This window comes from Novosphingobium kaempferiae (assembly GCF_021227995.1).
Classification (GTDB): domain Bacteria; phylum Pseudomonadota; class Alphaproteobacteria; order Sphingomonadales; family Sphingomonadaceae; genus Novosphingobium; species Novosphingobium kaempferiae.
The window spans coordinates 1,285,948-1,307,947 of the sequence record NZ_CP089301.1 but is presented as its reverse complement, the minus strand read 5'-3'; the positions used below and the strand labels follow the sequence as shown (position 1 = coordinate 1,307,947).

Genomic DNA, 22,000 nt, shown 5'->3' with positions numbered 1-22,000 from the left:
GCGGATGCCCGAGGTTAGGTCGGTTAAGTGACAGTGGTGTGGCGCGGAACGTTTGGCCTTAGCGCGCCATGAAGGCGTCTATGGCCTGCTTGCCGAGGCCTGGATCGTCGGTGAAGAAGCCGTCGAGACCGGCCTCCAGATAGCGCTGCATCTCGGCCACGCTGCCCGCCGCGTTGCGGGCGGCATCGCCCTTGCCGTCGCGGAAATCGGCGGCGAGGAAATGGTTCTCCGGGCGGAAGGTCCAGACGCCGACCTTGAGGCCCGCCTTGTGCGCCGCCTCGACGATGCCAGAGGGCGGCGCGAGCCTGCCGTCCTTGCCGAGCGGAATGACCATGCGCGTTGGCGGGGCCAGCCAGTCGGCGTACGTCGCCATGTCCTTGAGTCCGGCAGGGGTGAGCAGGCTGCCGTAAGTACGCTTGATGCCCTCTGCCGCGAAGTCCGGCGGCGGCTGGGTAGGATCGCCGACCAGCTGCATCAGCTGGACGTTTGTCATGCCTGAAACCTTGGGTTTCAACGCCTTGAGGTTACCCACTTCGAACGACTGGATGACCAGCGGTGCATGGGAAAGCTGGTGGCTGCGGCCGATGAGGTCGAGCAGGCGATCTTCCTGCGGTAGGCCGATGCCCGCGAAGTAGGTCGAGTGCTTGATCTCGGGGATGAGGCCGATGGTCCGGCCGCGCGCGGCGGATTCGGCGGCCACGAAGTCCGCGATCTCCTCCAGCGAGACGAGCTGGAACTGGCCGTCGAAGCTCTGGCTCTCGGGCCGCATCGCGCCGAGGCGTTCCTTCGCGCGCAGGGTCTTGAGTTCGGCGAAAGTGAAATCCTCGGTGAACCAGCCGGTCAGCTTCTCGCCGTCGATGGTCTTGGTCGCCTTGCGGGCCGCGAATTCCGGGCGGGAGGCGACGTCGGTGGTCTCGGTGATGTCGTTCTCGTGCCGGGCGACGAGGACGCCGTCTTTCGTGGAGCAGAGGTCAGGCTCGACGAAATCCGCGCCGTCCTGGATCGCCTTGGCATAGGCGGCCAGCGTGTGTTCCGGGCGCAGCGCGGAGCTGCCGCGATGCGCGACGAGCACCGGGCGTTTGCGCGGTTCCGGGGTGGCGGGAGCGGCGATGGCCGCTCCTGCTCCGGTGGTCGCCAGGCTCGCCAGCAGGGCTGCGTCCGCGCCCGAACGCAACAGGCCGCGTCGCGAAAGGCGCATCAGAACTGCACCGAAAAGGTACCGAACCACTGCCGAGGCGGGATCGGGTAGACGTTGTAGTTGTTCGTGTTGGCGCTCGCCTGAACGGTTGAGGCGCCCTTCTCGTCGAACAGGTTGGTCACGTTGAGGCTGATCCGGGCGTTCTGCAGACCGATGATTTCGGCAGGCAGACGATAGCCGATCTGGGCGCTCGCCTGGAAGTAGGACTTGACCCAGGCGTCGTTGGTGAAGGTGGCGTAGCGGCGGCCGACATAGTCGCCGACGAACTGCGCGTCGAAGTCACCCACCGTCAGCGTGGCGACGGTCTTGTTCATCCACTTGGGGCTGACCGGGATCTGCTTGCCGCCGGTGGGGACGACGCCGTCGACGGTGGCGATGCCGCCGATGCGGGTGCCGGTCGCCTGGCCGGTGCGGGTGCTGTAGTCGCTGTCGTAGATCGAGTTGTTGTACGACACCGCGTTGTAGAGCGAGAAGACGCGGCCGAAGCGCAGCGTCAGTGCGGCGTCGACGCCGTCGGTCTTCACGTCGCCGACGTTGAACACCGCAGGCGTGCCGCCCGAGATGCCGCCGCCGCCGATGCCGCCGATCGCCGCCGCCGGGGTGATGCCGATCAGGCGGTCACGGAAGTCGACGTGGTAGTAGTTGATCTGAGCGTCGATGCCGGTGAGGAACGCGGTGTCGATGGTGCGGCTGGTGCGGAAGCCGACCTCGTAGGTCCACGCCGTTTCCGGGCGGCCGTTGTTCTTGAGGTTGTCGAACGCCGACTGGCTGCCGCTGCTCCACGGGGTGACGCCGCCCGCGCCGTAGGGCTGGAACTGGCGCAGGTTCTTCTGGACGTTGACGTAGAGCTGCTCGTGGCCGGTCACGTCCCATTTGGCGCCGAGCGCGGGCAGGAACCAGCGTTTGGTGTTGATCTCGCCCTCGGGCAGCGCGCTGGACGAGCCGGGCAGCGAGCCGATGATCGGCTGGACCGGGAAGGTGCCGCTGGCGAACTGGAGGCTCGACTTGAAGCCGCCCTGGATCAGCAGGCTCGGCATCAGCTGCCAGGCGTCCTGAACGTGGAACTGGAGCACGCTGGTGCGCATCTCGCTGCCGTACTGCGTGAACATCGGGTCTTCGGAGGGCAGCTTGTAGGGGCTGTAGTCACGCGGCCGGTTGACGTCGAGCGCGTACCAGCGGCGATAGGCGGCCGAGGAGTTGTACTCGTACCATGCGCCCGCCTGCAGGGTGTGGTTGCCCAGCGTCGCGTCGACGGTGGAGAGCACGCCGCCGCGATCGATGCGGTATTCGGTGGTGCGGATCGCGTAGCCCGAGCCGCCGGTCGCCTGCTTGAGATTCTGGCCGGGGAAGTAGAGCGCGAAGAGCGTCGGCAGCGAGGCCACGGTGATCGGACCGGCCACCATGCCCGCGCCGTCGTTGTGGTGGTAGTAGGCCTGCGTCGACCAGTCGATGTTGTCGGTCAGGTGGGCCTGGTACTTGACGTAGCCGAGGTAGTCGGTGCGCAGTGCCGCGCTGTAGTAGTTGCGATAGTTCTGCGCCTCGGCGGCGGGCACGTTGCCCTTGGCGTCGAGGTAGGCGACCGCCGCGTCGAAGTCGGGATAGAGGAACGGGCGCACGTAGGGCTGGTAGGCCTGCGCGGCGTTGGCCGGGGTCTTGAAGACGGTGGTCGCGTCCTCGTTCGGTTCCTGCTTGTCCGAGTACGAGAAGTAGGCGGTCAGCTTGCCGACGGCGTCGTCGTGGACGAACTTGGCGTTGACCTGCCAGCCCTTCTGGATGCCGTCGAAATCCCAGGCGCGGGCGCGCTGGCGCAGCACCGAGACGTAGCCCGAGTTGCCGTTGCCGAATTCACCGGTGTCGAGGCGGAGGTACGAGCGGGCGGTGCCGTAGCTGCCGACGGTGTGGTTTACTTGCGCGCCCATTTTCGCGCGCGGGTCGCTGGTGAAGTTCTCGATGCCGCCGCCGAGGTTGCTGGTGGACGCCATGCCGAGTTCGGCCGCGCCGGTCGCCACGACCACGCGGCCGAGGTTCTCCGAGATCACCGCGCGCTGCGGCGACAGGCCGTTGAAGTTGCCGTAGCTCTGGTCGCCGAGCGGCACGCCGTCAAGCGTGTGGCCGAGCTGCTGCGCGCTGAAGCCGTGGATGAAAAGCGAGGCGTTCTGCTCGTTGTTGCCCCAGGGGTCGGCGGTCACGTACATGACGCCGGGCAGGGTCTGGATCGCCTTGAACGACGAGACGCCGGGGAGGATCTTCTGGATTTCCGTCTCGGTGATGGCGGTGGCCGAACGGGTCGCCTTTACGCCGGTCACGACGACTTCGGAACCATCGACGCTGCTGTCATCGGCGAGGGCGGCGTCTGCCGCAGGAGCGGCCTCTGCAAAGGCCGGAGCCGCGGCGAGGAACGACAGCGAGGCGACACCGCAGAGCAGCAGCTTGCGCGACGAATGAGCGGACATTGGAGATCTTCCCTGAGGCGTGGGTGCCGGATGGCACCGATGCGGCGGGCCTATGGCGGGGAAGAATGACGCCATTCTGGCACTACGATGACGCAAAGATTTCATATTGTTGGTTGTTGCCCGATGGCCACTCACGCGGTTCGGGCATGCCGATTTCACCTGGTGAAGGGGAAGGTCCAGCCATCCCCGGTAAAAGATGGTCAATTTCGGTAGTGACGCTCGCGTCCACTGCGATCCCGCTCGACCGGAGCATGGTGCGGCGCTACCATCGCCGCGACGTTTCGTACCCCCGGTAGCCCGTTGCGGAGGATTGAGCGAATGATCGTCCTGTTGTCTTTCCTGATCGGTATCGTTGCAGGCCTGCGCGCCATGATGGCGCCCGTGCTGGTGAGCTGGGCCGCCTATGGTGGCCTGATCGAGCTCAAGAGCGGCTGGTTGGCCTGGCTCGGCTATCGCTTCACGCCGTGGATCCTGACCATCGCGGCGCTGGCCGAGCTGGTAAGTGACAAGCTGCCCAACACGCCCAGCCGCAAGGTGCCACAGCAGTTCGGCACGCGCATCTTCACCGGTGCGCTCTCGGGCGCGGCGGTGGGTGCGGCGGGCGGAGCCTGGGTGCTCGGCCTCGTCGCGGGCGCCATCGGTGCCGTGGTCGGCACGTTCGGCGGCGCCGCTGCGCGCGGCGCGCTGGCGCGGGTGTTCGGGCGCGACATGCCCGCTGCTCTGGTGGAGGATCTGGTGGCGCTCGTCCTCGGCGTCGCCGTCGTGCTGCACGCATGAGGCGATCCTTCGACGCCATCGTCATCGGTGCGGGGCAGGCCGGTCCCTCGCTGGCGGCGCGGCTCGCCGCGTCGGGGCGGACGGTCGCCATCGTCGAGCGGCACCTCGTCGGCGGTACTTGCGTCAATACCGGTTGCATGCCGACCAAGACCCTCGTCGCCTCCGCCCATGCGGCGCACATCGCGCGGCGGGGGGCGGACTTCGGCGTTCATACCGGACCCATCTTCATCGACATGGCGCGCGTCCACGCCCGCACGCAGGCGATCGCGACCAATGCGCGGACACGCAACGAGAAGTGGCTGCAGGGCCTCAAGGGCTGCACGCTCCTCTACGGCCATGCGCGTTTCGAGGACGCGAAGACCGTGCGCGTGGGCGACGAGGTGCTGGAAGCGGGCGAGGTCTTCATCAACGTCGGCGGCCGCGCCCTGATCCCGGACATGCCGGGCGCGCGCGACGTGCCGCTGCTCACGAACAGCTCGATGCTGGAGATGGCGAGCATTCCCGAGCATCTCGTGGTCGTCGGCGGCAGCTACATCGGGCTGGAGTTCGGCCAGGCCTTCGCCCGCCTCGGCGCCCGCGTGACCATCGTGGAAAAGGGCGAGCGGCTCGTCTCGCGCGAGGACGAGAAGGTCTCGCAGGCGATCCGCGCGATGCTGGAGGCGGAAGGGCTGACGATCCGCACGAAAGCCGAATGCATCCGTTTTCACCGCGATAGCGACGGGATAGCAGTGGGTCTGGACTGCACGGAGGATGCCGACAGCGTGCTCGCCAGCCATGTCCTCATGGCAGTGGGTCGCGTGCCCAACACCGACGACCTCGGGCTCGACAAGGCCGGGGTCGGGATGGACGCACGGGGCTACATCACCGTGAACGACCGGCTCGAAACCTCGGTGCCCGGCATCTGGGCGCTCGGCGACTGCAACGGGCGGGGCGCCTTCACCCACACCAGCTACAACGACTTCGAGATCGTCGCCGAGAACCTGCTCGACGGCGCGGACCGCAAGGTGAGCGATCGCATCCCCTGCTACGCGCTGTTCACCGATCCCCCCCTCGGCCGGGTGGGGATGAGCGTGGGACAGGCCCATGCGGCGGGGCGCAAGGTGAGGGTCGGCCATCGCCCGATGACGCGGGTCGGCCGCGCGGTGGAGAAGGACGAGACGACCGGCTTCATGGAAATCGTCGTCGATGCCGAGAGCGACCTGATCCTCGGCGGCACCATCCTCGGCACCGGTGGCGACGAGGCGATCCACACCATCCTCGACATGATGGCGAACGGGGCGACGGCGGACCGGCTGCGGCGGACCGTGCATATTCACCCGACGGTCGCCGAACTCATTCCCACCATCGCGGGAGAACTGGTGTAGGTTCCGGGGAGCGGGCCGACATCGTGCAGGACGAAAGGCGGAACATGACGACGCGGGCGACGCGACAGCACCAGATGTTTCCCGTGCTCGACCCGATGCAGGTCGAGACCGCCCGGCGCTTCGCGAGCGGCCCCGAACGGCGCTTCGAGCCGGGCGAGGTCGTCTACGGCATCGGCGAGCAGGGCGTGCCGACGTGGCTGGTGCTCGAAGGCGGCATCGACGTCTCGCGCCGCCACGGTCTCAGCGAGGACACGGCCTACACGACCTACCACACCGGCCAGTTCAGCGGCGAGATCAACCAGCTTGCCGGGCGGCCTACGATAGCCAGGGCCAGCGCCTCGGCGGAGGGCTGCACTGCGCTGCCGTTCGATCCGGCGCATCTGCGTGCGCTGATGATCGGCTCGGCCGAACTCGGCGAGATCGTCATGCGCGCGCTGATCCTGCGCCGGGTCGAACTGCTGGAGGATTCCGGCGCGGGAACGATCCTGATCGGCAGGACGGGCAGCCCCGAACTCGTCAGGCTGCAGGGCTTCCTTGCCCGCAGCGCTTACCCCAACCTCGTTCTCGATGCGCAGAACGACCCCGAAGGCCGCGCGTTCGTCGAGCGGATGGGCGTGCTTCCCGAGGAACTGCCGCTGGTCGTCTGCCCGGACGGCGACATGCTGCGCAACCCCGGCGAGCTGGAACTTGCGACCTGCCTCGGCATGATGCCAGAGTTCAGGACCGATGCCCCCTATGACGTGGCGATCGTGGGCGCCGGGCCTGCTGGCCTTGCGGCGGCGGTCTATGCAGCATCCGAGGGCCTGTCGGTGGTCGTGCTCGACGAGCGTTCGACCGGCGGACAGGCCGGGGCCTCGGCGCGGATCGAGAACTACCTCGGCTTCCCGACCGGCATCTCGGGCCGCGCACTCGCCGGGCGCGCGTTCAACCAGGCGCTCAAGTTCGGGGCCGAGATCGCCTCGCCGCTCAAGGTAGAGAGCCTCGACTGTTCCGAGGGCAACCTCGCGCTCGAACTCGTCGATGGGCAGCGCATCGGTGCGCGCGCCATCGTCATCGCCTCGGGCGCGCGCTACCGGCGGCCCGCGGTGGAGGGGCTGGCGACGTTCGAGGGCAATGGCGTCTCCTACTGGGCCTCGCCCATCGAGGCGCGCCTCTGCGCGGGTGAGGAGATCGCGCTCGTCGGCGGGGGCAATTCGGCGGGGCAGGCCATCGCCTTCCTCGCCCCGCAGGTGAAGCGGCTACACCTCTTCGTGCGGCGGCCGCTGGCCGAGACGATGTCGCAATACCTGATCGAGCGGATCGCCGCGCTCAAGAACGTCGACATCCATGTCGGTTGCGAGGTGGTCGGGCTGGAGGGCGATGCGCAGTCCGGCCTGCAGGCCGCGACCTTCCGCAAGATCGTGGCGGGCACTACGCATCGCTGCGAACTGCGCCACGTCTTCCTGTTCATCGGCGCGGACCCCAACGGCGACTGGCTGAAGAATTGCGTCGAGACCGATGACAGGGGCTTCGTCGTGACCGGCGGCGGCACCCGGGCGCTGGAGACCAGCCGCCGCGGCGTCTTCGCCATCGGCGACGTGCGCGCGGGTTCCACCAAGCGCGTCGCCGCCGCCGTCGGCGAAGGCGCGGCGGTGGTTGCCCAGATCCATGCCATGCTCGCCGAGCACGCAGGAAAGGAAATGCAATGCCCCGATGCGCCCATAGCTACGAGGTGATCTCGGTCGATCCCGGCACGCCCGGCTGCGAGGAATGCCTGGCGACCGGCGGGCGCTGGGTCCACCTGCGCCTGTGCCGCAGTTGCGGCCACGTCGGCTGCTGCGACCAGTCGCCCGGTCGCCATGCACGCGCGCACTTCAACGAGACGGGCCACCCGATCATCGAGGGTTACGACCCGCCCGAAGGCTGGGGCTGGTGCTACATCGACGACATCATGGTCGACCTGCCCGACCAGACGCCGCAGGTCGGCCCGATCCCAAGGTTCTTTTGACCGCGCCTAGATCGCTGCGAGGCTTGGCGCGGGCGCCATGCTTTCCAGTCGTCGCCGCCTGAGTGCCCATTGATCCGCATCCGACGGCTCGATGCCGAGCCTCGTCAGCACCTCCACCGCCACGTCGAGCCCGGGCATGTCGGCGCTGTCGACAACCGGCGTGACGCCGATGGTCGCGAAGCGCGCCGCCTGTGCGGGATCATCGACCACAGCGATGCGGGTGAGGTTCGGGTAATAGCTGCGCACGACCGGCGAAAGCCCGCTCGACGTCTCGAACGACGGACGCGTCAGAACGCTGATCCGGCGGTCCTGCATCGCGGCAGGCTCCCAGATGCGCGGGTCGGCAAGGTCGCCGAAGACGACGTGATAACCGTCCGCGATCGCCTGCCGCAGCTGCCTGGGGTCGGATTCGATGGCGGCATAGCGGATGTCGAACTCGTTCATCGCATCGGCCACCGCTCGCCCGCGTGGACCCATGCCGACGATGAACACCGGCCCTATCAGGTCGCGCGACTCCAGTTCGGCGTCGGTGTTGCGCTTCCAGTTCCGGCGCAGCCGTCCCGCCAGCGAGCGCCCCCGGTCCGCCAGTTGGGGCGTCGCGCCGAGGCTCAGCACCACCGCCGCGATCAGGATGTCGCACTGAGGTGCGCCGACCATCGTGCGCACCGAAGGTAGCGTGAAGATGACGAGAGCGAACTCCGAACCTTGCGCCAGCAGGAAGCCGAGTTGCACCGATCCGGGCACCGACCAGCGGAATGCAAGGCTCGCCGCTCCGTTCAGCAGCACCTTGGCTGCGGCGATGAGGATGGCGACGCCAATCACCACCAGCCACCACTGGCGCAGCAGGTCGACCTGCAGCGTCAGGCCGACGTGGACGAAGAAGAAACCCAGCAGCAGGCCCCGGAACGGCTTCACTTCGGACTGGATGATCGTGCGGTAGGGCGTGTCGGCCAGCATGATGCCGCCAAGGAACGCGCCCAGCGTCATCGACAGGCCCAGCGTGCCGGTTACCCAGCTTGCCGCCAGCGCGATGAGCAGCGCCATGGCGGTGAAGACTTCCTCGTTGCGGCTGCGGGCGACGAGGTCGAACAGCGGCTGGACGAGAAACCGCGCGCAGAGCATGGCGGCCGCGAGCGAGGCGACCGCGTTGCCGGTCGCCATGCCGAGCGCGGGGAGAAGCGGCGTACCCGTTCCCAGAGCCGTCGCGATCACCAGCAGGAAGATCGCCGCGATATCCTGGAAGACGAGGATGCCGGTCGCGGCCTGCCCCACCGGGCAGCTCTGTTGGTGCCGCTCGGCGATGAGACGGGCGACGACCGCCGTGGACGACAGTGCCAGCGTCGCGCCGACGAAGAACGCCGCGCCCGGCTTCAACCCGAACGCCATCGCGATCACGCCGAGGCCGAGCGTGCCGCACAGGACCTGCAATGGCCCGAGGCCCACGACGTCGACGAGTTGCTGGCGGACGTGCCGCAAGGAGAAGTGCAGTCCGACATCGAAGAGCAGGAAGATGACGCCAAGCTCGGCCAGTAACGCCACCGGCTCGCTCGAACGGGCGAGCCCGGTGGCGCCCAGCACGATGCCAAGCACCAGATAGCCGACGATCGGCCCGAGCCGTACCGCGCGGAAGGCAACCGCCGTGGCGACGCCAAACGCCAGGAGCAGGATGACCGGGGAAAGCGCGGCCAACAGCGAGGCTTCCATTGCTAGATGCCGCCCTCCTTCATGTCCGCCTCATCCGCAGGCGCCTGCGCGCGAAATCCGGCTGGCTCCGAACTCTATCATCCTTGAAATCCCACGTCATCGAGACAGGCTTCGCGGAACCTGCCGCGGCGGCAACGGGCGATAATGCAGCCTGCTTGTGCGGACTGGCACAGACGGCCAAAAGCCGCTTGCCGGAGGCACTCCCACCGTAAATCCGCCCTTTATGCGACTTAACCTGAATTGACGGGCACGGCCGGATTCCGGGGTTATTCTGATGCTCGACGGACGTTCGAGTCGAGGATTTCGGAGCGATCATGCGATGGAGTGAGACCCGTTCCCTGCCGCCGTTCGCATGCAGCAATGCCCTGCGGCCGCGCCTTTCCCCTCCTGCCCCGCCATGCAATACGATTGGCCTGTTCCCAGCCGATCGTTGGTCGGGACGCCGGCGTTTCCTCTCCCCCCGCCTGCCGGCGTCCCGATCACCCCATGGTCAGTCCGGGGCAAGCAAGACGCGCGAATGGAGGATGACATGATCGAAGTCGTGCAGGCCTACGACCGGGCCAGGATCACCGAATTGCCCGCCGACGATGCAGCCGCGCTGGAGGCCAAGATCGAGGCCGCCCGCAAGCTCCACCTCGATCGCGGCGCATGGCTGAAGCCGCATGAACGGATCGAGATCCTCACCCGCCTCGCCGGGCTGATAGCGGGCAAGCGCGAGATGTTCGGCACTCTCATCGCGCGCGAGGGCGGTAAGCCCTATACCGACGCCCTGATCGAGACCGACCGCGCGATCGACGGCGTCCACTGCGCCATCGACGTCATCCGCGGCCATGCGGGTGTCGAGATTCCGATGGGCCTGACGGCGGCGAGCGACCATCGCCGCGCCTGGACCATCAAGGAGCCGATCGGCGTCGTCGCCGCGATCTCCGCCTTCAACCATCCGCTCAACCTTGCGGTCCACCAGGTCGCGCCCGCCATTGCGACCGGCTGCCCGGTCATCATCAAGCCTGCGGGCTCGACGCCGCTGTGCACCATGGAATTGGCGAAGCTGGTGCTTGAGGCCGGGATGCCGGAAGGTTGGGTCCAGACCTTCCTCCCCGAAGAGCGTGGCCTTTCCGAAAAGTTCGCGACCGATCCGCGCATCGCCTTCCTCAGCTTCATCGGCTCTGCCAAGGTCGGCTGGTCGCTGCGCTCCAAGATCGCGCCCGGCACCCGCTGCGCGCTGGAGCATGGCGGCGTCGCTCCGGTGATCGTCGATCGCACGGCAGACCTCGACGCGATCATCGAGCCCATCGCCAAGGGCGGGTACTACCATGCCGGGCAGGTCTGCGTGTCGGTGCAGCGGATCTACGTCCACGCCGACATCGTGGACGAGTTCACCGACCGCTTCGCCGCGCGCGTCGCCGCCCTGCGCAACGGTGATCCGGTGTCCCCCGAAACCGATGTCGGCCCGCTCATCAACCCCGGCGAGGCGGACCGCGTCGAAAGCTGGGTGGCGGAGGCCGTCGCCGCCGGAGCGCGCCAGATCGGTGGCGGGCGTTTCAACGAAACCACGCTGCTGCCCACGATCTTGGTGAACCCGCCCGTGGACTCCAAGGTCGCCAGCCACGAGGTCTTCGGACCGGTGACGTGCATCTTCCCCTACACCGATCTCGACGAGGCCATCGCGGCAGCCAATTCCCTGCCGGTTGCCTTCCAGTCGAGCATATTCACCCGCGACCTCGGCGTCGCGCTCGATGCCGCGGAGCGGCTCGATGCATCGGCGGTGATGATAAACGACCACAGCGCCTTTCGCACCGACTGGATGCCCTTCGCGGGCCGTCGCACCTCGGGCCATGGCACTGGCGGCATCCCGTACACCGCGCACGAGATGACGGCCGAGAAGATGATCGTGTTCAAGAGCTGAGAAGGCTCGCCGGGTCGGCAGGTGGTGGAGCGGGTGAAGGGAATCGAACCCTCGTATTCAGCTTGGGAAGCTGCTGCTCTACCATTGAGCTACACCCGCATATCAACGACTTACGTTGAATTATGCTCGCCGTTTTCCAGTGCGTTTTCCACTGAGGCGACGGCCTAGTGCCACGACGATGGCCGCATCGTCAACATAGCGCTTGCGAATTTCACCCACCTGCTCCTCGCTCCAGCCCATAAGATCGGCGATCTCGCGGTCTGTCAGGCGCGCAGTGGGGTGGGTCATCAGGCGGGTGGCGAAGGTGCCGCGCAAATCGTGCAGGCGCTTCGCCAGCTTCGTCTCCTCGCCCGTCACCGGGTCGCGCTCGACATGGTAGATGCCCTTGCCACCGTTCGCCTTGGCGCGGGCATCATCGAAGCTGCTGTTGAGGCCATCGCCCGTCTTCGACCAGCTCTTGCCGTGCATGTTGACCAGGACCGTCTCCACGCCCTCCTTACGGGGGCGGGACTTCAGTTCGATCAGCAGGGCGTCCAATTCCGGAAGGCGCGGCAGGCTGACGCGATAGCGCTTCCCGCGCGACTTTTTCGCCGTCATGCGGGTGATGGCCAGATCGCCGACCTCGCTCCACCGCAAGGTGACGAGGTCGGTGCGGCGCAGTCCGGTTAGTTCGGCCAGCGCGATCGCGTCGCGGAGCGGTTGCTGGCATTCCTTGCCGATCGCCTCGATGTCTTCCGGGAGCCAGACGACGGGTGATCGGTCGGTACGGCGGTAGACGGTGGGGATGCCCTTGGCCGGGTTGCCCAGGCACCAGCCTTTCAGGGCGCACCATTCGAGGAACGTCGAGAGGACCATCACCGCGATGTCGGCACCTCGCTCTGTCGATTCGGCAATGCCGTCGCGCCAGGTGACAACCTTCGGCTTCATCCGGACGTCACCGAGGACGCGGACCGGCACCTGTTCCCACTTCGCCTCGATGCGATCGAGGGCAGTGCCCCACGTCCGCTTCGTGCTGTCGGCCAGATCGGCCCAATACTTGGACTTGCGGAAGGCTGCGACTGCGCCGGCGCAGGTCGAGGTCGGCAAGGTGCGGTCGGCCTGCTGCAATTCCGCGATCTTCGCGATATCGGCAGGCGTGAGGCGGGGCTTGCCGGGCTGTTCCGCCACGCGCACGAGCGGGCCGCCGCGCCAGGCGTAGACGTACCATCGCAGGTTCTTGCCTTTGCGTGCGACTTTCAGGATGCGGGGGCCGCCACTCATTCTTCTTACAGCTTTCCTGCCTGATCCCAGGCTTCAAATTCATCCTTCGGCTTCGACGGAAAGGCGGCGGAGCTGAGGATTCGGATCGTGCCGTCAGGGGAAACCTCGAAGGCAGCTACGTCAAGGCCGAGCTGGCGGGCCTGCTCGACGTAGGCCTGCAGCTTCGCCTTGCTCGGATAGTGCGGTTTGAGCGTCGAGTGAGCGTTCACCCCTTCCCTCCCTCTGCGTCGGCGGGGTTGGGTATGGTGTAGACGGGAACCCATCGGCGCCCGTCAAATGCCCAAACCTTGCTGTAGGGGATACGCCACATCACCTGCCAGCGGCCCAAGTAGAACCCGTCAGCATTGCCGCAGCGGCAGCGGATACATCCGCGACCGTATCGCAAGGGGCGGCGTACACTCAGAATCGGAGCGCGGTTCGCGATGAAGTAGCGGCGAAACATGTCCAGCATCACTCTTCCCCCGCGCGCAGGCCGGGGCGGAGGGTCGCTGCAATCTCCGCCAACTCATCCCAGCCACCTTCGTTCAGGAAGTCCGAGGCGTCGTCGGTCATCGGCGAGGCGCGTTCGGCCCATAAAATGAGCCGCCCAACCGCATCGGCCCACTGGCCATGCAGTTGCGGGTCAGTCCCCGGTGCCGGGTCAAGCGGACGCCAGTGGGTGGGTTCCCACCCATCGTGAGGGCGTTGGCAAGGGGTCCAGCAATCGCCGTGCTCATTCCAGTACGCGGCTTCTGGCGGTTCCGCATATCCGCCAACAGGCTCATTACCGAACCAGTCGGGAGCGTCGCCCATTCGGCATGTAAGGATAGGCGATCCCCAGCCATCTTTCGGCGCGAATTCGATGGACATCCATGCCGCCGCCTCGCTCGCCGCCGGGGCGAACACGGGCACGCGCATGTTCCAAGCGGCATCAATTGCCGCATCGGACTGAAGATCCCGAAAGCCGAGAAAGCACCCCGGCTGATGATCTACTACCAGTCCGAATGGCACGTCCGGCACGCCGGGATCGTCTCTGCGGATCGCTTTGCCGCCGCAGAACGGGCAGTCCCGGAGCGCTCCCTGAAACAGGTCGCCCACCGCTGCCTGCGCAGTCTCCAGCGTTCCCTCGATGTAATCGAAGAGCGTTTCGTGCTGAGAGAACCAGGCGACATCATCGCAGATACGCCCGTCCTCGGCCGCGTATTTGATCTGCAACAGGGCTCCACGGAAGCGATTGCATTCGCTCTGCAAACGCTCGATCGCCTCCGCATCCTCTCCGGCTTCCGGCGCATGACGTTCACTCGGGTGAGGCATCGCCGACATTGCCGAACGTGCGTCCCGATAGGCCGTGTCCTGGCTTGCTGATGCTTCCCATGGAATATCCGAGCGGCCCTTATGGATGGCCTTGGCGATGATAGTCGTGATGCTGTCAGCCATTGTCGGCGTCCTCGGTTTGGGATTGGGGTAGTGGTGCGCGCAGAAGGCCGTTCCACGTCGCGTAAAGTCGGTCCTGCCCGCCATCGGTGACCATGAGGCCGCAGCCGCCGCAAGCGACGTACTGGCCGCCCTTCGCGCTCGCCCGGTAGCGGGGATCGCTCCGCTCGCAGTTCGGGTTGGGACAGGGCAGCAAGTCGGGCAGCGATGGCAGCTGGACGTGGTTGCACGGATCGAGGCGCAGACCAGCGTGGTCCTTGAAGCCGGTGTCATCGCACATGAAGCAATTGGGCAGGGTCATAGCGGGTAGTCGCCCTCCCGCTCTAGGCGCAGGCGGCATTTCTCGATCCGGCGCAGGCGTGTGTCCTCTTCACCCTTGATCCAGATGATCCAGCAGTAGGAGGTGGCGCTGGATGCCTTGCGGGGCTCTCCAGTCCTCGGGTCGAGGTTTGCCGGGTCGGGCGCGTTGGCGCGCACCAGGCGGCCCCTGAGCATGACGACGCGCTCCGCGAAGATCAGCGTGTAGGCCGGGCGCATCGTGGTCGAGAGCCATTCCCGGCCGTCGCTCTCCCAGAACGACAGGCGGGTGAGCATGGCCACGCCGACGCGGCTGAGGCGCAGAGCGCGCTCTATGAACTCCTCGGCCAGCTTGAAAGGCGGGTTTGTGATCGTCCAGTCGGTCATGTCCAGCCACTCGGCCGGGCCGAACAGGTAGTCCGCGATGCGGAAGCCCGCGCCATAGTCGAAGATGTCCGACGCCATGACGTGGCCGAACTCCTCGCGCAGGGCCTTCACCATATACCCGCGATTGGCGGCGGGCTCGCGCACGCTCGACATCGCGAGGTCGAAGCCCTGCGCGCGCAGCCATTCCATCAGGGCGCGCACGGCCCATGGCGGCGTCGGGAAATCGTCCAGGCTATCGTGCGGTTCGGCCCGCTGCTGCATGACGGCGCTGCTGGTGTTCTGGCTCATTGCAATTCCCCCGCAACGGGGAGCACGCCGGTACGGCGATCGAAAGGGGTAAAGCAGCCCCACGCGATCTCCTGACGCAGGTTGACAAGGAACCCCGCCGCCAGCTCGGCCGCTGCAATCGCCCAACACTCTTCGGGCCTCGGGAGATAACGGGCGACGTGATCGAGCGACTGAGGTCCGCCCCACACGTCGAGGACGATGCGAGCTTCAGTCATGCTGCCTGCGCCTCCCGCTGGGCGATCTCGTTGGCCATGTTCGCACGAACGAGCGCTTCGGAAAGCGGCGGGCAGACGCTGTTGCCGCACTTGGCGACCTGCGCCGTCTTGGTGATCGCCTTGCCGTCGGCGTCCGCCTCGATCTGATAGTCAGCCGGGAAGCCCTGCGCGTTGAACAGTTCGCGCGGGCTGAGCATGCGCATGCCGATGTCGACGATGACGTATTCCTCGTCCTCGATCATCACCGTGACCAGCCCGAAGCGGTCCTGAACGGTGACGGTGCCGAGCGGGTTGCCGATGCCGTGGCCGTCTTCCTCGTTGCCGTAGTACTTGATGAGGAAGGCGCGGATCTCGCCCATGTGCGTGCCGCCCGCGCTGATGGTGTCGACAGGGTCGTCAACGCCGCTCGCGCTGCTCTCGATATGGGCGTCGCTGGTGCCGCGCAGCTTCACGAGGTTGGACGTCACGAGGCGCTGCTGGCTCCCGCTGGTGGCCACCGTCGACAGCGGCGCATCGGCGTTGCGGCCCGCGAGCTTGTCGTTGTTCGGGCCACCGTTCGCCTGCTCCAGATGCGCGCAGACGACGGCGTGACGCGGCGCGCCCGCCATGACGGTGTGCAGCGGCTCGGTCGGATCGACGCCCTGCCCGTTCTGCGCGAACTTCTGCATGAAGGCCGCGACCACGCACGCATCGGCCTTCGCCGTCGTGGTGGGATAGGGCTGCTCTGGCCCGGTCGGGCCGCTCTGCCCGCGCCTGCCGCCGCAACCGACGATCACCGGGGAGACGACCGCCTCCACCACGCCCAGCGGCGCGCTGCCGCCAGGGCGCTTCACGTAGCTGTTGGCGGTGACGGTATGGAGTGGCTCAGCGACCTCGTGCCCGATCGCGCCGGAGCGGAACTTGGTGATGTGCGGAATGATCAGTGCGCTGTCGCCGCTCTGCGTCACGGTGGGGAACGGCTCTTCCGGACCGTGGCAGGGCTGACCGCGTCGCTTGCCGTTCTTGTCCACGTCGCCGTGTGCGGTGCGCGCGAAGAATGGCGAGGCACCCGGCACGATGAACGGTGACGGGTTGTTGACCACGAATTTCATGATGCCGTGCGCGATGCGGCGCAGCGTCTTGTCTGCCAGCGGCTTCTTGCGGTCGAAGATCGACGGGCACGGGATCGACCAGTCGATGATCTCCGCCGCCGTGCGCCACGGCTTGCGCTTGCCGCTCAGAACCTCGGGCGAGCCAGGCTTGCCGTGCGTCGGCTGTGGCCAGACGATGGGCTTGCCGTCTCGGCGGGCGATCATGAAGAAGCGCTTGCGGATCGTCGGCGCGCCATAGTCGCAGGCGCGCAGTTCGTTCCACTGGATCTTGTACCCGGCCTTGCGCAACTCGCGCTGCCACTTGTCGAACGTCTCGCCCGCACGCTCCTTGATCGGGAAGCCGTCATCGTCGAGCGGGCCCCAAGTGCGGAATTCCTCGACGTTTTCGAGCAGGATCACTTCGGGCTGCACGCGCTTGGCCCACAGCACAACGACCCACGCCAGATCGCGGATCGACTTCTCTCGGGGCCTGCCGCCCTTCGCCTTGCTGAAGTGCTTGCAGTCCGGCGAGAACCAGGCGAGCGACACCAGTGGCAGGCGCGTGATCGGGTTGATCGGTACGCGGCGCGCAGGGTTGTCGTTGCCGACCTTGGCCATCACGTCGCGGACCACCTGCTCGGGGTCGATCTGCCAGATGTTGTTGCGGATGTGCATGGTGCCCGGGTGATTGACCTCGTGCATCCGGATCGCTTCTTCGTCGTGGTTGATGGCGATGTCCACGGCGCGGCCCAGCGCAGCCTCGATGCCGGTGGAAGCGCCGCCGCCGCCAGCGAAGTTGTCGACGATCAGGCCGGTCATGCAGCGCCTCCCGCCAGCATGGCCCGGCGCAGTTCGGCCTTGCGGGCGATGATGCGCTGGAAGGTGTCTTCGTCTAGCAGCTCTTCCACGGCCTGGCGGAAGGCGCTGAACTCGACATCGTGGCGCACCTGCTTGGCGCGGGCGTTCAGTCGGCTGAGGCGGTTGCAGTAGCCTTGGATGCGCAGGCCGAGGATGGCGATGCCGCCTGCGTCCTGCTGGCGCTTGGCGGCGACCAGTTCCTGTTCCGCGCGGGTCTTTTCCAGCAGCAGGCGACGGCGCTCTGCCTCGCATTCGGACAGCGGCATACTCTCGATGTCGAGCAGCAGCGCGTCCTGCGTCAGGCGCGCGACCGGCTGCGTGTCGATCTCGTGGACCTTGTGATAGCGCTGCATGGAGCGGGTGCGGTGCTTATGCACGGGCCCCTCCGATCCTGACCAGTTCGTCGATCGCGGCCATCGCCTTCGTGGCGCCGTGGTGCCAGAAGCGGGCGCGCTTGGTGTTCCCGCTGTAGGGGCAGCGGGGGGCGAGGTCGCCGCGCGCGAAGGCGGCCATCGCGGCGTCGCGGCCCTCGCGAACGAGAGGTTCCGTAGGAATCGGTACAGGCATTAGCCGGGGTTTCCGTTTCTGGTGGGGTTGCCCGGCACGCGGGCGTTGTAGGCGACGATCTCGCTCTGGATCGGCACGCCGCTGGAATAGGTGAACAGCTGCTGCGCCGCGTCCCATCGGCCGCTGTGCAGCATGCCGCGATCGTCCCGCAGGCAATGGTGCCGCCCATTGTAGGCGCCCTGATCGAGCGGGATTTCGCGGAAGTGGGTCACGCGGGCATGCCGTCGTGTTCGGCACCGTCGCGCTCCAGCAGACGGCCAGCGCGCTTCTTGCCGATCTTCATCATCAGCATGTGACCGGACCGGGCGGCATGGGCGAAAACGCCGTTGGCCGGATCCTCACCGTAGACCCGGTGCCAGCGGTCCATGTCGAACCGCCGACCGTCGGCCCACAAGATGCACTGGTCGACCTTACAGCGACGACGGCCCTCGATCACCTTCGGCTTGTGGAAGAGGAACTCGTCCATCTCGTCAGTGTCGGGGATGACGCAGACGGGGGCCCATTCACCCCACTGCTTGAAGAAGAACGGAACCCCGGCCTCCGCGCACTGATCGCGCAGGCTCCATGCCCACTGGGGGTGCATCGGGCGGGCATCGTGGCCGCTCTCACCCCCGACGACGACCCAGTCGATATGCGGGTCGGGATCGCCGTAGATGCCGGTGATCGTCTCTTCGGCATCCCAGTGCATGCCGGTCAGGGCGTCGACGACAGCAAGGCCATCGGGCTCCTCGCCGGGCCGAACGCGGATAGTGATGTCGGTGAGATCGACCGGGCCAAGCAGCGGCTCGCAGGACAGCCAGCGGACGGCGGCGGGGGTGGCGAGAAGATCGGGGATGCGCTCCTCGGCGCGCGGCTGATCCTCGACCGACACGCCCAGCCAGACATTGGGGAGCGGCCAGGCGATTCGAGAAGGATATTCGGCGTCCGGTTCATCCCGGCGCCAGCATACGTGAGCGCATCCCCCGTCTACCGTCCAGGCAGTCAGAGCCCCAACGTGACGCCACCACTCCTTCATCTTCGCATTGAATCGGCGAGAGTTGCCGCGCGAAAACTCAGGGCCGTCATCCGACGTCCGGCGGGCCTGCCAAATGGCGTGTGCGGCCTCGCATATACGGCGAACCAAACCCATTGCCGACAGGTAAGGCCGCATCCGGTCGGCCCGCTTCGTCAGCACCTGGAAGGTGTGCTGCGGGCACAGCGCCATGACAGCAAACACCTGGTCTATCCATTCGTCCGGAACGTTCTCGTGGAACAGGTCGGACGTGGAGCACACGAAGATGCGGCGCGGCTTGCGCCATGCCAGCGGTTTCAGCAGCTCGGCCGCGTCGAAGCGGACGGCGCCGGTCCAGCGGTGATCCTTGCCCTGCGGAGTGGTGACGATCGTCGCCAGACCCTCGCCCCATTGGCCGGGGTCGGAGAAGCGCGCGGCCATGATCTCCGCGTAGCAGTTGCGGCATCCCTCGCTCGCGCGGGTGCAGCCCTTGACCGGCGTCCATGTGGCATCGGTCCACTCGATGGCGGTGCGCTCAGCCATTGGCGGCGGCCTCCGCATCGTCGCCCTCATCGTCGATCTCGACGGTGGGGCACTGATCCGCAAGGAAGTTCGCGCAGGCTGCGGCAAGCTGGCCGACGGCGCTGACGTATGCAGCGTTGAGCGTGTCCGTCTGCGGGAAGCTGGCGGCCTCGATCCGTGCCGTGTGCAACAGCGCTTCGGCCAGCAGTGCCACAGGCTCGGGATCTCCGAAGGCCGAAAAACCCTCCGGCCCTTCGCGGTGGAAGCGCAGCAGCTCGGAAGCTGCGTTGGCTGCAAGTTCTCCGGCGATCAGTGCCCGGCGCTGGTGGAGCGGCTTCAACAGAAATTCTTCCGAGATATCGGACATGGCGCAGTGCCTCTCAGGAGAGTTGAGGACCGCCGCCGCCCGGAGGGGCAATTCAGAGCGGCGGCGATCCTCGTGCAGGTCCGGGTGGGTCGGGACAGAGAGCCCGGACCTGCGGGGGTGGGGTTCAGGCCAGAAGGCGGGTAAGGCCGAGGCCGATGATGCTGGGCAGCGCGATCGCGAGCAGGATAAGCAGCGCGGTCAGGCCGTAATGGGTGCGGATCAACCAGCCCTCGAAACGGTCGAGGTCATCTTCCTTGAGCAGGCTGTGCTGCAGGACCGAATGAGGGGTCAGGCCGCCGTGGGACGGGCTGTAGATTATCGGTTCGAGCGGAAATGTGTTCACGCGGCGATCCTTTCGGGTTCGGCGGCAACCTCGACCGCGCGCCACGTCACCGCGACGCCGAGCGCGCGGGACAGGGCGATCAGGTCGCGGGCCTGCTGGAGGTTGATGGCGCTGGGTTCCTGCGCCTGTCGGTCGATGGCGCGCTGTGTGGCGGCGCCCAGTTCCGGCTCCCACTCGTGCCGCTCGGCATAGTCGTCCGCCAGCATCACGCGGCGGTCCGAGTCCGTCAGCTTGCCGACGATGACGACCATCGTGTGCAGCTGCATCGCCACGTCAGCGGGGAGGTCCGCCAGATCAGCGTCGGTCCGCAGGGCGATGGAGAGCCAGCGCCACCACGCGCCCTCGGCCTGCTCGCGCGTCCATTGCCCCCGGGCGTGGAGCGCGCGAACGAGTGCGTCGCGACGTCGCCATTCGCGGGTGGCAATGGTGGAGAGCGGCTCAAGGCCGCCAGTGGCGCGTTGTGCGCTCACCGGCGGCCAGCCTTCGGCTTGCGACCCGAGGGCTTGGAAATGGTGTGCTGTTCCGGCTGTTCCGTCTCGCGGAGCGAGGAGAGCGGGACGGTGCGGTTGCCACTGGCCGCCTCACGCGGGGCGAGCCGGTCGCGGATGGCGATCAGCACCAGGTCTTCAGGCTTGTGCGAGATGATCCGCACCTTGCGGACGACCGGCTTATCCAAGCAGTCGATGTCGTCGATGTAGGCGGTGGACCCGGCGTGCGGGTACGGGGCGCTGACGTTCAGCATGTTCGACTCCATCAGGCGGGGTGCCTGTTGAAGCTGTACATGCGATAATCGCACTTCTTGCGTCAAGCCATAAAAGTGCGATTATCGCATTATGCGTTTTCACGCCTTCATTTTGTTCACTTTCCGTTCCTATAAGGGGGCAGCGCCTAGGGGCGAATCGAGGACGGAGGTGACGATGTTGCTTTATCGAGTGCGGATGTTTGGTGAGCCCAAGGCGCCTTGGCGGCGCGTGAAAAAGCAGGCGCAGCAAGACGCACTCGAACTCGGGTTAGGCTCGTTCGACGAGTGGGGCAAATTCTTCGTGTCAGTCCCTGGTGAGATCGAAGAACTTCATGAGCGGTTTGTCACCGAGGGCGGCGCGGTAAATCCACGTCGCGCATCGTGTACGAGTACACCCGCCCAACAATGACTATTGGCTCACTGCCCAAAAGCATTTCTTCGTGAGTGTCGTCGGTCGATAAGGGCACCAAGCGAGCAGGGTCAGCCTGAAATTCCTTATATGTCGTCCGACCATCCTCCGTCTGAATGACGTACCGCTTTCCGGGCCACAGCGCCTTGTCATCGGGGTCAATTATCAGTGTTGTTCCGCTAGGGACGACCAGATCCATAGAGTTGCCGTCAACAGTCAAGGCGAATGCGTTGGGCGGGGTTTCCGGGTCCGATACCGCGACGCGCCGACCGCCTTGTTGCTCGGAAGGTCTAAATTTCCCAGCGGGAACCGATCCCAGATGCGGAATGGTTCGGATGCGGTGAGCCAAATCTTCCGGTGCTAACACGTTCTGGATCGCGATCAGCTCATCAGCGGATAGCTTGCGGCCACCCCTTAGCGCCTTCCCCAGATAGTTGCTGTTCATCCCGATCGCGTCGGCAAGGTCGACGATCGACATGTTGCGAGCGTCTAGCTCGGCTTTGATGTCTTCTGGGCGCATTCGCCCTTCGTGAATTTCGCTACGATTATCGCAACGTCTTAAATCGCACTTCTGGCCCTTGACCTGAAAGTGCGAATATCGCATTTCAACGACATGAACTTGCTCGCGAACATCGTGATTGATCATTTGGGCGGCACCGCAGCGGTCGCAAAGATGATCGAGGCGCCCATGTCGACCGTCCATAGTTGGCGAAAGAATGGCATCCCGCATTCGCGGATGGCGCACCTCCGCCTCGCTGCGCACGTGGGTGGTAGGGCATTGCCTGATGATCTCAGCGATCTCGAACATGCCCATGTTGATGGCGCACCGCAGCAAGCCCAGTCCACCGGACAGAGCGGAGAAACGTCCGGTGCCCAACTGCG

24 protein-coding genes and 1 tRNA gene are annotated in these 22,000 nt (G+C 66.4%); 5 read left to right on the top strand and 20 right to left on the bottom strand.

The genetic code is table 11. The features are described from left to right. Positions 1-58 precede the first annotated feature (58 nt). Together LO787_RS06110 and LO787_RS06105 are read right to left on the bottom strand one after the other, a co-directional pair. Positions 59-1,198, bottom strand: a complete 1,140-nt coding sequence (locus LO787_RS06110; RefSeq protein WP_232494961.1) for a glycerophosphodiester phosphodiesterase — start codon at positions 1,196-1,198, stop codon at positions 59-61. After that, positions 1,198-3,651, bottom strand: coding sequence for a TonB-dependent receptor (locus LO787_RS06105; protein WP_232494960.1), 2,454 nt, complete (start codon positions 3,649-3,651; stop codon positions 1,198-1,200). Before LO787_RS06105 ends, LO787_RS06110 begins: the two co-directional genes overlap by 1 nt. 318 nt (positions 3,652-3,969) lie before the next feature. Between LO787_RS06105 and LO787_RS06100 the strand changes: the two genes are divergently transcribed. From LO787_RS06100 to LO787_RS06085, 4 genes are read left to right on the top strand one after another with little or no spacing between them, the layout of a single operon-like run. Further along, a complete protein-coding gene (locus LO787_RS06100) occupies positions 3,970-4,428 on the top strand; it encodes a DUF4126 family protein (protein WP_232494959.1) in 459 nt (152 codons plus the stop codon). After that, positions 4,425-5,792, top strand: a complete 1,368-nt coding sequence (locus tag LO787_RS06095; protein WP_232494958.1) for an FAD-containing oxidoreductase — start codon at positions 4,425-4,427, stop codon at positions 5,790-5,792. The genes LO787_RS06100 and LO787_RS06095 overlap by 4 nt, the downstream gene beginning before the upstream one ends. A gap of 44 nt (positions 5,793-5,836) precedes the next feature. Further along, positions 5,837-7,507 (top strand): FAD-dependent oxidoreductase, encoded by a 1,671-nt coding sequence (locus tag LO787_RS06090; RefSeq protein ID WP_232494957.1) that lies wholly within the window; start codon positions 5,837-5,839, stop codon positions 7,505-7,507. Beyond that, positions 7,477-7,779, top strand: coding sequence for a UBP-type zinc finger domain-containing protein (locus LO787_RS06085; protein ID WP_232494956.1), 303 nt, complete (start codon positions 7,477-7,479; stop codon positions 7,777-7,779). The genes LO787_RS06090 and LO787_RS06085 overlap by 31 nt, the downstream gene beginning before the upstream one ends. A 6-nt stretch (positions 7,780-7,785) precedes the next feature. Here LO787_RS06085 and LO787_RS06080 read toward each other — a convergent pair whose 3' ends face one another. Beyond that, a complete protein-coding gene (locus tag LO787_RS06080) occupies positions 7,786-9,468 on the bottom strand; it encodes a cation:proton antiporter domain-containing protein (protein ID WP_232494955.1) in 1,683 nt (560 codons plus the stop codon). Between the two features lie 544 nt (positions 9,469-10,012). On the opposite strand from LO787_RS06080, the gene LO787_RS06075 reads away from it, so the two are divergent. Continuing rightward, positions 10,013-11,389 (top strand): aldehyde dehydrogenase family protein, encoded by a 1,377-nt coding sequence (locus tag LO787_RS06075; RefSeq protein ID WP_232494954.1) that lies wholly within the window; start codon positions 10,013-10,015, stop codon positions 11,387-11,389. Positions 11,390-11,414: 25 nt separating this feature from the next. Here the strand turns inward: LO787_RS06075 and LO787_RS06070 are convergent. The 17 genes from LO787_RS06070 to LO787_RS05990 all read right to left on the bottom strand — a co-directional run bounded on the left by LO787_RS06070 (position 11,415) and on the right by LO787_RS05990 (position 21,995). Continuing rightward, a tRNA-Gly gene (locus tag LO787_RS06070) sits at positions 11,415-11,488 on the bottom strand. A gap of 21 nt (positions 11,489-11,509) precedes the next feature. Continuing rightward, positions 11,510-12,649: a tyrosine-type recombinase/integrase gene (locus LO787_RS06065; RefSeq protein ID WP_232494953.1), complete on the bottom strand. Its 1,140-nt coding sequence runs from the start codon at positions 12,647-12,649 to the stop codon at positions 11,510-11,512. A 5-nt stretch (positions 12,650-12,654) separates the two neighbouring features. Then, positions 12,655-12,858, bottom strand: coding sequence for a hypothetical protein (locus LO787_RS06060; protein ID WP_232494952.1), 204 nt, complete (start codon positions 12,856-12,858; stop codon positions 12,655-12,657). Between the two features lie 241 nt (positions 12,859-13,099). Then, a complete protein-coding gene (locus LO787_RS06055; RefSeq protein WP_232494951.1) occupies positions 13,100-14,065 on the bottom strand; it encodes a hypothetical protein in 966 nt (321 codons plus the stop codon). After that, a complete protein-coding gene (locus LO787_RS06050) occupies positions 14,058-14,363 on the bottom strand; it encodes a hypothetical protein (RefSeq protein ID WP_232494950.1) in 306 nt (101 codons plus the stop codon). Before LO787_RS06050 ends, LO787_RS06055 begins: the two co-directional genes overlap by 8 nt. Continuing rightward, on the bottom strand, positions 14,360-15,034 hold the full coding sequence (locus tag LO787_RS06045) for a hypothetical protein (protein ID WP_232494949.1): 675 nt from the start codon (positions 15,032-15,034) through the stop codon (positions 14,360-14,362). Before LO787_RS06045 ends, LO787_RS06050 begins: the two co-directional genes overlap by 4 nt. Further along, positions 15,031-15,249 carry a hypothetical protein gene (locus tag LO787_RS06040; RefSeq protein WP_232494948.1) on the bottom strand — a complete coding sequence of 73 codons (219 nt, stop codon included), beginning with the start codon at positions 15,247-15,249 and terminating at the stop codon, positions 15,031-15,033. The genes LO787_RS06045 and LO787_RS06040 overlap by 4 nt, the downstream gene beginning before the upstream one ends. Then, positions 15,246-17,138, bottom strand: a complete 1,893-nt coding sequence (locus LO787_RS06035) for a DNA cytosine methyltransferase (protein WP_232494947.1) — start codon at positions 17,136-17,138, stop codon at positions 15,246-15,248. Before LO787_RS06035 ends, LO787_RS06040 begins: the two co-directional genes overlap by 4 nt. Further along, positions 17,135-17,554, bottom strand: a complete 420-nt coding sequence (locus LO787_RS06030) for a hypothetical protein (RefSeq protein WP_232494946.1) — start codon at positions 17,552-17,554, stop codon at positions 17,135-17,137. The genes LO787_RS06035 and LO787_RS06030 overlap by 4 nt, the downstream gene beginning before the upstream one ends. Next, the gene (locus LO787_RS06025; RefSeq protein WP_232494945.1) at positions 17,547-17,744 is read right to left on the bottom strand and encodes a hypothetical protein; all 198 of its coding nucleotides are present in this window, start codon (positions 17,742-17,744) and stop codon (positions 17,547-17,549) included. The genes LO787_RS06030 and LO787_RS06025 overlap by 8 nt, the downstream gene beginning before the upstream one ends. Beyond that, positions 17,744-17,956: a hypothetical protein gene (locus tag LO787_RS06020; protein ID WP_232494944.1), complete on the bottom strand. Its 213-nt coding sequence runs from the start codon at positions 17,954-17,956 to the stop codon at positions 17,744-17,746. Before LO787_RS06020 ends, LO787_RS06025 begins: the two co-directional genes overlap by 1 nt. Beyond that, the gene (locus LO787_RS06015) at positions 17,953-19,278 is read right to left on the bottom strand and encodes a DUF5131 family protein (RefSeq protein ID WP_232494943.1); all 1,326 of its coding nucleotides are present in this window, start codon (positions 19,276-19,278) and stop codon (positions 17,953-17,955) included. The genes LO787_RS06020 and LO787_RS06015 overlap by 4 nt, the downstream gene beginning before the upstream one ends. After that, the gene (locus tag LO787_RS06010) at positions 19,271-19,624 is read right to left on the bottom strand and encodes a hypothetical protein (RefSeq protein WP_232494942.1); all 354 of its coding nucleotides are present in this window, start codon (positions 19,622-19,624) and stop codon (positions 19,271-19,273) included. The genes LO787_RS06015 and LO787_RS06010 overlap by 8 nt, the downstream gene beginning before the upstream one ends. 124 nt (positions 19,625-19,748) lie before the next feature. Then, entirely contained in the window at positions 19,749-19,967 is a 219-nt protein-coding gene (locus LO787_RS06005) for a hypothetical protein (protein WP_232494941.1), read from the bottom strand. Beyond that, a complete protein-coding gene (locus LO787_RS06000; protein ID WP_232494940.1) occupies positions 19,964-20,437 on the bottom strand; it encodes a hypothetical protein in 474 nt (157 codons plus the stop codon). The genes LO787_RS06005 and LO787_RS06000 overlap by 4 nt, the downstream gene beginning before the upstream one ends. Further along, entirely contained in the window at positions 20,434-20,709 is a 276-nt protein-coding gene (locus tag LO787_RS05995; RefSeq protein WP_232494939.1) for a hypothetical protein, read from the bottom strand. Before LO787_RS05995 ends, LO787_RS06000 begins: the two co-directional genes overlap by 4 nt. Before the next feature lie 344 nt (positions 20,710-21,053). Next, complete coding sequence (locus tag LO787_RS05990; protein WP_232494938.1) at positions 21,054-21,995, bottom strand: LexA family protein; 942 nt, start codon at positions 21,993-21,995, stop codon at positions 21,054-21,056. Positions 21,996-22,000 lie beyond the last annotated feature (5 nt).

Coding starts and splice junctions, on each gene's coding strand:
- LO787_RS06035 (WP_232494947.1), bottom strand. CDS start 17,138: ATGACCGGCCTGATCGTCGACAACTTCGCTGGCGGCGGCGGCGCTTCC.
- LO787_RS06105 (WP_232494960.1), bottom strand. CDS start 3,651: ATGTCCGCTCATTCGTCGCGCAAGCTGCTGCTCTGCGGTGTCGCCTCG.
- LO787_RS06090 (WP_232494957.1), top strand. CDS start 5,837: ATGACGACGCGGGCGACGCGACAGCACCAGATGTTTCCCGTGCTCGAC.
- LO787_RS06110 (WP_232494961.1), bottom strand. CDS start 1,198: ATGCGCCTTTCGCGACGCGGCCTGTTGCGTTCGGGCGCGGACGCAGCC.
- LO787_RS06100 (WP_232494959.1), top strand. CDS start 3,970: ATGATCGTCCTGTTGTCTTTCCTGATCGGTATCGTTGCAGGCCTGCGC.
- LO787_RS06025 (WP_232494945.1), bottom strand. CDS start 17,744: ATGCCTGTACCGATTCCTACGGAACCTCTCGTTCGCGAGGGCCGCGAC.
- LO787_RS06095 (WP_232494958.1), top strand. CDS start 4,425: ATGAGGCGATCCTTCGACGCCATCGTCATCGGTGCGGGGCAGGCCGGT.
- LO787_RS06085 (WP_232494956.1), top strand. CDS start 7,477: ATGCCCCGATGCGCCCATAGCTACGAGGTGATCTCGGTCGATCCCGGC.
- LO787_RS05995 (WP_232494939.1), bottom strand. CDS start 20,709: ATGCTGAACGTCAGCGCCCCGTACCCGCACGCCGGGTCCACCGCCTAC.
- LO787_RS06045 (WP_232494949.1), bottom strand. CDS start 15,034: ATGAGCCAGAACACCAGCAGCGCCGTCATGCAGCAGCGGGCCGAACCG.
- LO787_RS06065 (WP_232494953.1), bottom strand. CDS start 12,649: ATGAGTGGCGGCCCCCGCATCCTGAAAGTCGCACGCAAAGGCAAGAAC.
- LO787_RS06010 (WP_232494942.1), bottom strand. CDS start 19,624: ATGTCCGATATCTCGGAAGAATTTCTGTTGAAGCCGCTCCACCAGCGC.
- LO787_RS06050 (WP_232494950.1), bottom strand. CDS start 14,363: ATGACCCTGCCCAATTGCTTCATGTGCGATGACACCGGCTTCAAGGAC.
- LO787_RS06040 (WP_232494948.1), bottom strand. CDS start 15,249: ATGACTGAAGCTCGCATCGTCCTCGACGTGTGGGGCGGACCTCAGTCG.
- LO787_RS06075 (WP_232494954.1), top strand. CDS start 10,013: ATGATCGAAGTCGTGCAGGCCTACGACCGGGCCAGGATCACCGAATTG.
- LO787_RS06015 (WP_232494943.1), bottom strand. CDS start 19,278: ATGGCTGAGCGCACCGCCATCGAGTGGACCGATGCCACATGGACGCCG.
- LO787_RS06055 (WP_232494951.1), bottom strand. CDS start 14,065: ATGGCTGACAGCATCACGACTATCATCGCCAAGGCCATCCATAAGGGC.